This is a genomic window from Actinomadura sp. KC345, assembly GCF_004348515.1.
Lineage (GTDB): Bacteria > Actinomycetota > Actinomycetes > Streptosporangiales > Streptosporangiaceae > Spirillospora.
In genome coordinates this window covers 22,516-35,650 of the sequence record NZ_SMKH01000049.1, presented here as the reverse complement: position 1 = coordinate 35,650, position 13,135 = coordinate 22,516, and the positions used below count along the sequence as shown (strand labels likewise).

Annotated in this window: 9 protein-coding genes; 3 read left to right on the top strand and 6 right to left on the bottom strand. The window is 75.1% G+C overall.

Going from position 1 to position 13,135, the window contains the following annotated elements; all coding sequences use genetic code 11:
• Positions 1-74 precede the first annotated feature (74 nt).
• From E1281_RS41180 to mgrA, 3 genes are read right to left on the bottom strand one after another with little or no spacing between them, the layout of a single operon-like run.
• Positions 75-431 (bottom strand): DUF6343 family protein, encoded by a 357-nt coding sequence (locus tag E1281_RS41180; protein WP_207943224.1) that lies wholly within the window; start codon positions 429-431, stop codon positions 75-77.
• 4 nt (positions 432-435) lie between these two features.
• Positions 436-924, bottom strand: a complete 489-nt coding sequence (locus tag E1281_RS11290; protein WP_243716843.1) for a YbhB/YbcL family Raf kinase inhibitor-like protein — start codon at positions 922-924, stop codon at positions 436-438.
• A gap of 10 nt (positions 925-934) precedes the next feature.
• Positions 935-1,960, bottom strand: a complete 1,026-nt coding sequence (mgrA, locus tag E1281_RS11285) for an L-glyceraldehyde 3-phosphate reductase (protein WP_131877239.1) — start codon at positions 1,958-1,960, stop codon at positions 935-937.
• Positions 1,961-2,059: 99 nt separating this feature from the next.
• Here mgrA and E1281_RS11280 point away from each other — a divergent pair, with 99 nt between their 5' ends.
• Positions 2,060-5,365: a hypothetical protein gene (locus tag E1281_RS11280; RefSeq protein ID WP_131877238.1), complete on the top strand. Its 3,306-nt coding sequence runs from the start codon at positions 2,060-2,062 to the stop codon at positions 5,363-5,365.
• On the opposite strand, the gene E1281_RS11275 is transcribed toward E1281_RS11280, so the two are convergent.
• Entirely contained in the window at positions 5,356-6,951 is a 1,596-nt protein-coding gene (locus E1281_RS11275) for an AMP-binding protein (protein ID WP_131877237.1), read from the bottom strand. The genes E1281_RS11280 and E1281_RS11275 overlap by 10 nt on opposite strands.
• A gap of 187 nt (positions 6,952-7,138) precedes the next feature.
• Between E1281_RS11275 and paaZ the strand changes: the two genes are divergently transcribed.
• Positions 7,139-9,175: a phenylacetic acid degradation bifunctional protein PaaZ gene (paaZ, locus tag E1281_RS11270; RefSeq protein ID WP_243716841.1), complete on the top strand. Its 2,037-nt coding sequence runs from the start codon at positions 7,139-7,141 to the stop codon at positions 9,173-9,175.
• 37 nt (positions 9,176-9,212) lie between these two features.
• Here the strand turns inward: paaZ and E1281_RS11265 are convergent, their stop codons facing one another.
• Positions 9,213-10,592 (bottom strand): NADP-dependent succinic semialdehyde dehydrogenase, encoded by a 1,380-nt coding sequence (locus E1281_RS11265; RefSeq protein WP_131877235.1) that lies wholly within the window; start codon positions 10,590-10,592, stop codon positions 9,213-9,215.
• Between the two features lie 242 nt (positions 10,593-10,834).
• Between E1281_RS11265 and E1281_RS11260 the strand changes: the two genes are divergently transcribed.
• Positions 10,835-12,112 (top strand): MFS transporter, encoded by a 1,278-nt coding sequence (locus E1281_RS11260; protein WP_207943223.1) that lies wholly within the window; start codon positions 10,835-10,837, stop codon positions 12,110-12,112.
• Between the two features lie 19 nt (positions 12,113-12,131).
• Here the strand turns inward: E1281_RS11260 and E1281_RS11255 are convergent, their stop codons facing one another.
• Entirely contained in the window at positions 12,132-12,935 is an 804-nt protein-coding gene (locus E1281_RS11255) for an acyl-CoA thioesterase domain-containing protein (RefSeq protein ID WP_131877234.1), read from the bottom strand.
• Positions 12,936-13,135 lie beyond the last annotated feature (200 nt).

Genomic DNA, 13,135 nt, shown 5'->3' with positions numbered 1-13,135 from the left:
CGCGCACGCCGACCCGTCCCGCCCGCCGTGGAGGCGGCCCGCGCACGGCTGACCCGCTACTGAGGGGTCCGCGACTACCCCCGGGTGCGGCGCCGGGCGATGACGACCAGGTCGATCGCGGCGATGACGGCGACGGCCGCGCACACCGCCGCGACCCCCCACAGGGCGCCGTCGCCCTCGCGCTGCGCGGTCAGGGCGAACAGCACCGCGGCCGCCGCCGTCCCGATCAGGGCGGTCGCCGACAGGACCGCCCGCAGCCGAAGCGGGCTGCGTGCGGTCAGCGGCTCGCGCCCGCTCGGCTGCCGGTCCCGGTAGCGGCCGCGCGAGCCGGGGCCGCGCCACTCGGGATCGCTCCACTCGGGCGCGGTCCCGCCCGGCCCGTCCTGGTCGCGCCCGTCCCGGTCGCGCCCGTCCCGGTCGGATGAGGTCATGGGGTCACCTCGCGAACGTCCCGACGAGCGTCCCGGACGCCACGATCTTGTCCGTGAGCGCGTCCCGCAGGTCCTCGGCCGTGAAGCCGGGACCCAGCCCGGACGGCTCCGACAGTCCGTAGAGCCGGAAGAAGTACCGGTGCGGGTCGTCGCCCGCCGGGGGCTTCGGGCCGCCGTACCCCTCGGTGCCGAAGTCGTTGCGCCCGGCCACCGCGCCGGTCGGCTGCTCGCCGGTCTCCATCCCCGTCTCGGCGGGGTCGATGCCGGCGAGCAGCCAGTGCGTGAAGGTGCCCGCCGGAGCGTCCGGGTCCTCGCAGGCCAGCGCGAGCTCCACCACCTCTTCGGGGGCCTGCGACCACTCCAGCGGCGGCGAGAGGTCCCCGCTGTCGTGCGAGTACTCCGACGGCATGAGCGTGTGATCGTCGAACGCGACGCTGCGCAGCATCATCTCTTCCATGCGCTGCCCGTGCCCCGTCCCGTCCGGTCGATGCACACGCCCGCGGTCAGCCCGCGCTGGAGGCCGCCCAGATGTTGATCCCCGCCTCGACGGCGTCCCGGTCGATCGCGGCGAGCTCGTCCGCAGTGAAGTCCAGCCGGTCCAGGGCGGCGAGGTTCTCCTCCAGCTGCGCGACGCTGCTCGCGCCGATCAGCGCGGAGGTGACCCGGTCGTCCCGCAGCGACCACGCCAGAGCGAGCTGGGCCAGCGACTGCCCGCGCCCCTTGGCGATCTCGTTCAGCGCCCGGACGTGCCGGACGTTCTCCTCGGTGAGCAGGCTCGCCGAGAAGGAGGTGCCCTTGCCGGCCCGGGAGCCCTCCGGGACGCCGCCGAGGTACTTGTCGGTCAGCATGCCCTGCGCCAGCGGCGAGAACGCGATGCAGCCGGCGCCCTCCCGCCCGAGCGTGTCGAGGAGGCCGCCCTCGATCCACCGGTTGAGCATCGAGTAGGACGGCTGGTGGATCAGCAGCGGCGTCCCCATCTCCCGCAGGATCGCCGCGGCCTCCGCGGTGCGCTCGGGGGAGTAGGAGGAGATCCCCGCGTACAGGGCCTTCCCGGACCGGACGGCGCGGTCCAGCGCCCCCATCGTCTCCTCCAGCGGCGTCTCGGGGTCGAAGCGGTGGCTGTAGAAGATGTCGACGTAGTCCAGGCCCATTCGGCTCAGCGACTGGTCGAGGCTGGCCAGCAGGTACTTGCGCGACCCCCGGTCGCCGTACGGGCCCGGCCACATGTCGTAGCCGGCCTTCGTCGAGATGATCATTTCATCCCGGTACGGCGCGAGGTCCTCCCGCATGATCCGGCCGAAGTTGGTCTCCGCGGAGCCGTACGGCGGCCCGTAGTTGTTCGCCAGATCGAAGTGCGTGACGCCGAGGTCGAACGCGCGCCGCAGGATGGCCCGCTGCACGTCCAGGGGACGGTCGTCGCCGAAGTTGTGCCAGAGGCCGAGCGAGATCGCCGGGAGCAGCAGCCCGCTGCGCCCGCACCGCCGATAGGGGATCCGCTCGTACCGGTCACTGTCCGCCACATAGGTCATGGCCACGAGTATTCCAGCGCCGCGGCCTTGCGGAGCGCGCAGGCGGTCCGTCATCATCGGGTCCATGATCTCCAGGAAGGGCGGTCTCCGCCCGGGCCGTTGAGCCCCGCCGAGCCGGTCCGGGAACCGGCCCTCGAAACCCTGCCCTCCCCGCGGCGCATGCGGGAACTGGCCCTGCGCGCCCGGGACCTCGCCGGGACCGCCGAGCTCCGCGACCTTCTCGCCGGACTGTCCGCTCGCGGGCGGTACGAGCGCCGCATCGCCCTGCACATGGCCATGGCGGCGCGCGACCTCCCGTACATCGAGGGGGTGCTCGCCGGGCCCGACATGGTGCTGCGGCGCGCGGCGCTCCGGGCCGTCCGGACCCTGCCCGTCTCCGACCACGCCGCGGCGGCGGTCCTGGACGACGCCCCCGCGGACCTGCGCCGCGCGTTCTACCGGACGCTCCGCCACGCCCGCCGCTCCGGCCTCGCCGACCGGCTCCTCCCGGACGTGCGGGCCCGCCGGGGCGACCGGGAGGCCGCCGCGCTGCTGCCCGCTTGCACGGGCGAGACCGTCGCGCGGCTGCTGCCCGGCCTGGCCCATGCCGTCACCGCCTGGCGCGCCCTCGCCGAGCGGCACCCCGGCGCGTTCCTCGCCCACGCCCACGAGCACGCGCGGGTCTGGTCCTGGTGGCAGCGGTGCCGGCCCGGTCTCCTGGTCCTGGCGCGGCGGGACCCCGCAGGACTGCTGGAGCTGCTGGAACGCGACGGCGCCCCCAGGTACGCCACGTACCTCCCGCGCACGCTCGGCCCGGCCCTGTACAGGGTGGACCCGGTCCGCGCCGCGCGGGTGACGAGGCGGATGAGACGCCGGAGGGGCCGCCCCGCCTGGGGGGACTTCGCCCACCTGAGCCGCCTCCCCGCGCCGCGGCTCCGCGAGTTCCTCCCGGACGACCCGTACTGGCTCAAGGAGGTGCTCGCCCACGTTCCGCCGGGCCGGCGCGCGGAGGTGTTCGGCCTCGCCCAGGAGCGCTACGGCGGGCCTGTCGCGGGGGTGCGCAACCTCCCGCTGCTCGGCCTCCTGCCGCCGGGCCTGGCGGCGGCCGAGGCCCGGCGGATGCTGGAGTGGCACGGCTCGGTGTGGCATTCCGCGCGGTCCCGGCTGGACGATCCGGAGATCCCGCTGAAACTCACCGCCCACCTTCCCTACGAGGAGGCGGCCGGGCCCGTCCGGGACGCGGCGTTCGGCGGCGACCCGCGCCGGCGCGGCCTCGCCCGCACGCTGCTCATCGGGCTCACCGCCCGGACCGGTGACCCCGCGCTCCTGCTGAGCGTGGTCACCGAACTCGCCGGCCGGGCGCGGAACGAGCGGGACCCGATGAGGAAGGCGCTCATCGAAGCGCTGGCGTCCGTTCCGCTCCGGCTGCTGGACGGCGCGTTCGCCGCGCCCCTCGCCGCGATCGCCGGCCCGGCGGTGGCGGCGCGCGACTCGTCCCCGGCCACCCGGCGGGCGCTGCGCGACCTGGCGGACCGGATGCTCCGCCACGCGGGACCGCCCGCGCTCACCCGCTGGGCCCTCGACGTCTACGCCGGGCTGGCGGCGCGGCACGGGCCGGAGGCGTTCGACGGCCACCGGCTCGACCTGGTGCTGCCGCGCGGCGGGGAGCGCGGCCTCGTGGACGTCCTGCGACCGCACCTGCGGGACCACGCGAACGTCATCGCCCTGGCCCGCTCGCTCGGGCGGCGGGCGTTCGCGCTCGCGGAGCTGCAGGACGGCCTGCGCGCGGCGATCGGCGGCGCGCCGGAGCCGGCCGCCCGCGAGGCGGCGGCGCTGTGGCTGGCGGATCCGGCACGGCGCGAGGAGCGCGCCGCGGAGCTGCTGGAAGCCGACCCCTCCGCGATCGTCCTGCCCGTGGTCTGGCGCGTCGTGGCAGGCCGCCGCACCGACCTTCTCGCGCCCGCCCTGGACGGCGGCGGGGCGGGCCGGTTCGAGACCGCGGAATGGGTCCCGGAGGTCCGGCCGGAGGACCCGGGCCGCTGGACACCGCCCCAGGCCGACCGCGTGAGGGCGGAGCTGGCCTCCGCCGCCCGGGACGAGCGCAGGCCCGCCGACGCCAGGATCGGCGCCCTGTACGGGCTCGGCCTGCTCCCCGGCGGTCTCGGGGACCTCGTGCCGTGGGCCGAGCGGGAGGACGAGCCCGTCCTGGCCGAGGCGGCGCTGGACGCGATGGCGTTCACCGACCGTCCGGCCGAAGCCCTCGCGGTGCTCCTCGTCCACGCGCGGGGCCCGCGATCGGCCGTCGCGGTCGCGGCCCTGGGGCCGTGCGGCGCGCTCGTGCCGCCGTCCAGGCTCGGGCCCGTCCTGGCGGAGGCGCTGACCGGCCCGGCCGGGAAGGTGACCGCCCGCAAGGAGTCCGCGCGGCTCCTCGAACGGCTGCGCGTCCCGGGCGCGGCGGACGTCCTGCTGCGCGCCTGGAACGACCCCGGCCTGCACCGGGACGTCCGGGTCGCGGTCGCGGCGGCACTGCGCCGTATGCCCGAGGACCCCCGCGCGGTCGCCGCCCTCGGCGACGCCGCGGGCCCCTACGCCTCGGAGCTGATGCTGCGCACGCTCTGCCAGGCGAAGCCCTCGGAGTACGCGCCCGCGCACCGCCCCGCCTACGCCGCGCTCGTCCGGCGGCTGGTCTCGGCCGCGGACGGCCCGGGCGTGCGGTTCCGGACGTCCAAGGCGTTCGGCGCATGGGTGTCCTGGTACGAGGAAGGGTTCGCGGAGGTCTTCGCCGCTGTCGCGGATCCGGGCGACCCGGCCGGGGACGACGAGCTTCCGGTCCTGCACGCCCTCGTGCGGGCGGGTTCGGCGGGTGAGGAGGCGCTCGACGTGCTCTCCGCCCTGGTGAACGCGGACCTCGGCGACCGGGCACGGGTACGGGCCACGGCCATCGCGCAGACGATCGGCAACCTGCCCGCCGGGCACCCCAACGCGCCGCTGGCTCGCCGTGCGATCCGGATTCTCGCAGGTCATCCGCTCTATGTGGCCCAGGCGGCGGACGTCGCACTCGGTTCGGCCCACCTGACCGATGACGGTGCCACGGCCGAGCGGGTGGCGGACGAGCTGGCCGCGCTGGCGGACCTGCTCCGCGACCGCCCGGCCCTGACCGTGACCCTCTCCGAGAGACGGCTGTTCCACGCGGTCGGCGGGTACGGTGTCCGCAGGGAGGGCGGGGCCGCGCGGCTGGTGCCCGCCGTGCGGCTGCTCGCCGGCCGGGGCGACATGGCGTCGCACCTCCTGGCCGCCGCCCTGGTGCGGCAGATGGGCCCGGTCGCGGGGTGGCCGGACGACTGGCGGGGCCTCCTGGACGAACTGCGCCGGTCCGATCATCTGGAGGTCCGCCAGAACGCGTGGGACGTCAGGCCCTATTCCTGATCGGGACGTCGCCCCGGAGGCGGCTCCGCGGCGTCCGGGAGGGCGTGCTTGACGACCTTGCCGGCCGGGTTGCGGGGGAGCGCCTCCAGGAAGACCACGTCCCGGGGCACCTTGTGCCGGGCGAGGTTCGCGGCGACGTGGCCCTTGACGTCGTCCTCGGTGAGGCCGCGGGCCACCACGTGGGCGCGCAGCCGCTGCCCGAACTCCTCGTCGGGGACGCCGGTGACGGCGGCCTCCTCGATGCCGGGATGGGCGGCGAGGAGGTCCTCGACCTCGCCCGGATGGACGTTCTCGCCGCCGGACACGATCATGTCGTCGGCGCGGCCGTCGACGTGCAGCCGGCCGCCGGCGTCCAGGTGGCCGAGGTCGCCGACCGCCATCAGCCCGCCGACCTCCTCCTTGCCGCCCCCGCCTGTGTAACCGCCGAACCGGGCGGGGGTGTCGACGAAGATCCGCCCGGTCGTGCCCGGCGGCACGGGCCGGTCGTCGCCGCCGAGGATCGCGACGGTGGTCCCGGTGGGCGGGCGGCCGACGCAGCCGGGCGCGGCGGCCAGGTCCTCCGGGGTGGCGATCGTGATGCAGGACGCCTCGGTGGAGCCGTAGAAGTTGTAGAGGGACGGCCCGAACGCCGCCAGCGCGCGGCCGCCCAGGCCGGCGTCCAGCCGCGCGCCGCCCGTCATGACCACGTCGAGCCGGGACAGGTCGCGCGTCTCCAGGCCGGGGACGGCCAGAAGGCGGCTGAGCATCACCGGGACGGCGATGAGCGACGTGCAGCCGTGCGCCTCCAGGTCGTCCAGGACCTTCGCGGCGTCGAAGCGGCGGCGCAGGACGAGCGTCGACCCGAGCCCCAGGGCGAGGACGGCGGAGGTCAGCCCGAGGCCGTGGAACAGCGGCGGGCCGACGAACATGGCCTCCCCGCCCCGCAGCGGCACCTTCGACAGGATGCCGCCGGGAAGCGCCATCGACCGGGACTGCGACCGCGGCGCCCCCTTCGGCCGCCCGGACGTGCCGCTGGTGAGGATCACCATCGAGCCGGGGCGGGACGGCGCGGGCGGCGGCGCGCCGTCCGCCGCGCCGATGAGGACGTCCAGGTCGGAGTCGGTGAAGCACGGCTGTTCGAGGCCGTGCGCGACGGCGCCGAACTCCTCGTCGTGTATCACCGCGGTGACGCCTTCGCGTTCCACGGCGTCGCGGAGCTGGGGCGCCGCGAAGTCGGTGTTGAGGAACAGGACGGACGCGCCCGTCTTCGCCGCCCCCGACATCGCCTCAAGGAGGCCGCGGTGGTTGCGGCACAGGATCCCCACGGTGTCGCCGACGCCGATGCCGCGGGACAGCAGGGCGTTGGCGAGCGCGTTGCAGCGCCGGTCCAGCTCGCCGAACGTGAGGCTCCCGCGCTCGTCGACCAGGCCGGTGCGGCCGGGGAAGCGGTGCGCGGGCAGCGCGGTCGCGGCGCCGAGCGGCCCGTACCCCCGCAGCGCCCGCGCCGTCGCGGCGAGGGCCCTGGGCGGCATCGGGCCGACCATCCCGGCGCGGACGGCGGCCCGCAGCCCGTTCAGTTCGGCGGAGATCCGGGTGCGCGTGACCATGACCGGCAGCGTAGGCATCGGAGAGACAGATCCACAAGATCTGTCTCTCTGCTTCCGATCGCAGCAGAATGCCTTATTCCGGATACGAGTACACAAACGGACCGCATCCCGGCTGTCATGTCTGCGAGGCGTGAACCACGCTCGCGGGTGGCAGGAAGACTCAGAGAAAACGGACAAGGAGGTCCCAGTGGTGCTGCGCAGTTATGTGTCGGGTTCTTGGCGTGCTCCGGAGGACGAGGGGGCGCCGCTGCGCGACGCCGTCACGGGGGAGGAGGTCGCCCGGATCTCCTCGGCGGGCATCGACATGGGCGCCGCCCTGCGGTACGGGCGGGCGGCCGGCGGCCCGGTGCTCAGGGAGCTGACGTTCCACCAGCGCGCCGCGCTGCTGAAGGCGCTCGCCTCGCACCTGCGGGAGCATCGCGAGGAGCTGTACGCCCTGTCGGCGCGGACGGGCGCGACCCTGGGCGACGCGAAGTTCGACGTCGACGGCGGCATCGGGGTCCTGTTCGGGTACGCGAGCAAGGGCAAGCGCGAACTGCCGAACGACACGGTGCTGATCGAAGGGGACGTCGAGCCGCTCGGCAGGGGCGGGACGTTCGTCGGGCAGCACCTGTGCACCCCTTCGCACGGTGTCGCGGTGCAGATCAACGCCTTCAACTTCCCCGTGTGGGGGCCGCTGGAGAAGCTCGCGCCTGCGTTCCTCGCCGGCGTGCCCAGTCTGATCAAGCCCGCGAGCCAGACCGCCTACCTGACGGCACGGCTCGTCGAGCTGATCGTCGAGTCCGGCGTCCTGCCGGAGGGCACCGTCCAGATGGTCTGCGGGGATCCCGGTGACCTGCTCGACCACCTCACCGAGCAGGACGTCGTCGGGTTCACCGGGTCGGCGTCCACCGCCCGGCTGCTGCGCACCCACCCCGGGATCGTGGGGAACGCGGTCCGGTTCAACGCCGAGGCCGACTCGCTGAACTGCTCGATCCTCGGCCCGGACGCCGTGCCCGGCACGCCGGAGTTCGACCTGTACGTCACGCAGCTCGTCACGGAGATGACCGTCAAGGCGGGACAGAAGTGCACCGCGATCCGCCGCGCGCTGGTCCCCGCCGCGCTCATCGACGACGTCGCCGAGGCGGTCCGCGACCGGCTGTCGGAGGTCACGGTCGGGAACCCGGCCGACCCGGACGTGCGGATGGGCGCCCTCGCGGGGCTCGGCCAGCGGGAGGAGGTGCGGCGCTCGCTGAAGGCGCTCCTGGACGCGGGGAGCCTCGTCTTCGGCGACCCCGCACGCGTGGACGTCCGCGGCGCGGACGCCGAGCGCGGCGCGTTCATGTCGCCCATCCTGCTGCGCGCGGACGACACCGCCCGCGCCGAACCGCACGAGGTCGAGGCGTTCGGGCCGGTCAGCACCCTGCTCCCCTACGACGGCGCCGACCACGCCGTCGAGCTCGCGGTGCGCGGCCGCGGCAGCCTCGCCGGGTCGGTCGTGACCGGCGACGCTGGGTTCGCCCGGCACGTGGTCCTCGGCGCCGCGCCGTGGCACGGGCGGCTGCTCGTGCTGAACTCCGAGGACGCCGGGGAGTCGACGGGGCACGGCTCGCCGCTGCCCGCGCTCGTCCACGGCGGCCCCGGACGCGCCGGCGGCGGCGAGGAGATGGGCGGGATCCGCGGGGTCGTGCACCACATGCGGCGCACCGCCGTCCAGGCCGGGCCCGCGATGCTCACCTCGATCACCGGGCGCTGGGTCCCCGGCACCGACCGGACGGTCACCGGCGAGCACCCGTTCCGCAAGCACCTGGAGGACCTGCGCGTCGGCGACACCGCGGTCGGCGGCCCCCGCCTGGTCACGCTCGCCGACGTGGAGCACTTCGCCGAGTTCACCGGCGACGTCTTCTACGCCCACATGGACGAGGAGGCCGCCAAGGCCAACCCGTTCTTCGGCGGCCGGGTCGCGCACGGCTACCTCGTCGTGTCGTTCGCCGCGGGCCTGTTCGTGGAACCCGCCCCCGGGCCCGTCCTGGCGAACTACGGACTGGAGAACCTGCGGTTCCTCACTCCGGTCAAGCCCGGCGACGAGCTGACGGTCACGCTCACCGCGAAGCAGATCTCGCCGCGCGAGGGCGCCGGGTACGGCGAGGTCCGCTGGGACACCGACGTCACGAACCAGGAAGGCGCGTCGGTCGCCAAGTACGACGTGCTGACGCTGGTGGCCAAGCGGCCCAAGCAGGACTGACCGGGCGGCGCCCCGGCCGGGCCGGCCGGGGCGCGGGTCAGCCGACCCACACCGTCTTGGCGTTGCAGAAGGCGTGCATGCCCTCCGCCGACAGCTCGCGGCCGTAGCCGGAGCGCTTCGTGCCGCCGAAGGGCAGCTCGGGGTAGGACGTCGTCTTGCCGTTGACGAAGACCTGCCCGGCGTCCAGCTCGCGGACGAACCGCTCCCGCTCGCCGTCGTCGCGCGTCCAGGCGTTGGAGCCGAGCCCGAAGCCCGTCGCGTTGGCGACCTCGATCGCCTCGTCCATCCCGCCGGCGCGGAACAGCGAGGCGACCGGCCCGAAGACCTCCTCGTGGTACATGCGCATCCCGGGCGTCACACCGGAGACCACCGTCGGCGGGTAGAACCAGCCGGGGCCCGGCGGCCGCTCGCCGCCGCACAGCACCGCCGCGCCCTTGCCGACCGCGTCGGCGACCAGCTCCTCGACCTCGGCGCGCCCCTCCTCGCTGACGAGGGGCCCGACGTCGGTGGAGTCCTGCATCGGGTCGCCGACCTTCTGCGCGCGCATGCTCGCGACGAACAGCCGCTCGAACTCCTCGGCGCAGTCGTCGTGGACGATGAAGCGCTTGGCCGAGATGCAGCTCTGCCCGTTGTTGAGGCACCGCGACTCGGCGGCCGTCCGCGCGGCCGCCCCGATGTCGGCGGACGGCATCACGACGAACGGGTCGCTGCCGCCGAGCTCCAGGACGGTCGGCTTCACCTCGTCGCCGGCGATCGAGGCGACCGACCGCCCCGCCGGCTCGCTGCCGGTGAGCGTCGCGGCCTTCACCCGCGGGTCGCGCAGCACCCGCTCCACCTTGGACGAGCCCATGAGCAGCGTCTGGAACGCGCCGCCGGGGAACCCCGCGCGGCGGAACAGGTCCTCCAGGAACAGCGCGGTCTGCGGGACGTTGGAGGAGTGCTTCAGCAGCCCCACGTTGCCCGCCATCAGGCCGGGCGCCGCGAACCTGATCACCTGCCAGAGCGGGAAGTTCCACGGCATGACCGCCAGCACCGGCCCGAGCGGGAGGTACCGCACGTAGGCGTCCCGCGCGCCCACGTCCTCCGCGTCGGCCGGGCGGCGGTCGGCGAGGAACTCCTCCGCGTGGCCGGCGTAGAACCGGCACGCCTTCGCGCATTTCCGCACCTCCGCCACGGCGGCCTTCAGCGTCTTGCCCATCTCCGTCGTGAGCATCGCGGCGATGCCGCGGTCCTCCCGGTCGAGGATGTCCGCCGCCGCGCGCATCCACTCCGCGCGCTGCGCGAGGCTCGTGTCGCGGTAGGAGGCGAACGTCTCCGCCGCGCGGGCGACGCGCCGGTCGACCTCCTCGTCGGTCAGCGCGTCGAAGGTCTTCTCGACCTCTCCCGTCGTGGGATTGGTCGTGGCGATCGTCGTCATGCCGGGATGGGTGCCCGTGAGGCCCCGTGGAAAACGCGCGCCGGTCCGTGCCGGGGTGCGCGGCCGGCAGGGCGGCCGAGGAAGAGCCCGGCCCCGGTGGCACGGGGTGATCGGCCGCCTTGCAGGCCACACGCGTTTGCCCAGGTCAAACGTGATATGTCTCATATGCCTCTCTGGTTTGGAACGTGCCAAACGGGTGCTGCGTTTAATGCGGTTTGACGCGAACTTTGGGGAGGAAGACGTTGGCGCTTCCTGTGATGCTGCGATCGCTGCGCCATCGCAACTACCGGCTGTGGGCCGTCGCGGACTTCGTCTCGATCACCGGGACGTGGATGCAGGTCCTCGCGCTGAACTGGCTCATCCTGTCCATCACCGGCTCGGCCACCAGCATGGGCCTCGGGCTGGTCATACAGACCCTGCCGACCGTGCTGCTCGGCCCGTGGGGAGGCGTGCTCGCCGACCGGCTGCCCACCCGCGCGGTGGTGGCGGCGGGACAGGTCGTCAAGGCGGCGCTGTCGGTGCTGCTGGCGTTCCTGGCGCTGAGCGAACCGTCCGGAGTCGGCGCGCTGTACGCGATCTCCCTGGCCACCGGGGTGACGACCGCGCTCAACGCACCTGCCCTCGGCCGGTTCGGCGGCGAGGTCGTCGCCCCCGACGACCTGTCCAACGGCCTCGCGCTCGGTTCCGTGCTCAGCTCCGCGGCCCGCATCCTCGGGATGGGCCTCGCGGGTGCGGCGATCCCGCTCCTCGGGGTGCCCGCGGTCTTCTTCGCCGACGGCGCCAGCTTCCTCGCCGTGCTGGCCGCGCTGGCGTTCATGCGCAAGCGGGAGTTCTTCCCGCTGCCCCCGTCCGCGCCCGGGGAGCGGGGCGTCGTCGCCGGCCTCCGGTACGTGCTGCGCGACCCCCGCCTGCTGATCATGTTCGGGCTCGCGTTCGTCCTCGGCAGCCTCGGCCGCAACTACCAGGTCACCATGGCCGCGATGAGCGACGGCCCGCTGGGCGCCGGCGCCTCCGGCTACGGCGTGCTGTCGGTCGTGCTCGCCGTCGGCACCGTGCTCGGCGGCGTCTTCGCGGCGTCCCGCGGCCGCCTTCCGATGCGCCTCCTGCTGGCCGCCGCGGCGGTCTGCGCGGTCGTGCAGACGCTCAGCGGCGCCGCCCCGACCCTGGTGCTGTTCGCCGCCGCGATCCTGCCGATCGGCGCGGCCGCGGTCGTCCTGGACACCACCGTCAGCACCCGGACGCAGCTCGACAGCCCCGGCCACCTGCGCGGCCGCGTCATCTCCGCGCAGGGGATCGTCGGCGCCGCGTCCGGTGCCGTCGGCGGGCCCGCGCTGGGCGCGCTGTGCGACACGCTGGGCGCCCGCACGGCCCTGATGCTCGCCGGGGCCCTCTGCCTCACCGCCACCGCCTCCGCGGCCTACGGGCTGGACCGGGTCCGCAGGGCGCGCGCCGCCGCGGCGGAACCGGCGCCGGCGGCGGCCGGGGCGCCCGTCCCCGCGCTGGCCGCCGCCGAGGCGTGAGCCCGCCGCGCCCGGCCGGTCAGGACGCGGGACGCAGCAGCGCCTCCTGGGCGATCGAGGCCAGCAGCGTCCCGTCGGCCGTGTGGAGCGTTCCGCGCGCGAGGCCGCGGGAACCGTGGTTGACCACCGGGTCGACGGAGAAGAGCAGCCACTGGTCGACGCGCGGCCGCCGGTGGAACCACAGCGCGTGGTCCAGCGTGACGGCCGTGGCCAGCCTCCGCGGTGAGCCGGGCGCGCGGGCGCTGCTGACGACCCCCAGGTCCGACAGGTAGGCGACCAGGCTCGCGTGCAGCGCCGGGTCGTCGCCGACCGGCCCCTCCGCCCGGATCCAGAACGGATGGGTCAGCGGCCACTCGCCGCGGGCGGGCGGGTTCACCACACGGATGTCGAACCCGGCCGGGTGGCGGAAGAACGACGGAAGCGCGAGCCTTTCCAGCCCGTCCGGCCCCGGCGTGCCGGACGGAGGGGCGGGCTGCCAGTCGAACCCGTCCTCCGGTTCGTGGAACGAGGCGATCAGCTCCAGGATCGGCTTCCCGCCCTGGCTCGCCGTGACGTGCCGGGTGGAGAACGACCGGCCGTCGCGGGTGCGGGACACCTCGAACGTCAGCGGCTCGTCCGGCGACCCCGGGCGGATGAAGTAGGCGTGCAGGGAGTGCGGCGGGCGCCCGCCGGAGGTCAGGCACGCGGCGCGCAGGCTCTGCCCCGCGACCTGGCCGCCGAACAGCCGCGGCCGTCCCGACGAGGGCGAGGCGGCGGCGAAGGAGTCCTCGCCGAGCGGCGTCAGGTCGAACAGCCGCGTGAGCTCGATGGGGGCCTCGCTCATCGGGGAACCTCCTGCGGGTGGCGGCGTGCCGCGACCCTACCGGCGGGCCGGAACCCCGGCGGCGGGCGGCCCCCGCGCCCCGATGGCGCGGTCCGGCCGCGCCGGCGGGGACGGCACTGATACGGTCACGCGCGGCCGACCTATGATCGCCGGTGGGGGACGGCGCGGCGCCCGGGGGACATCGGCGCCCGTCTCGCCCC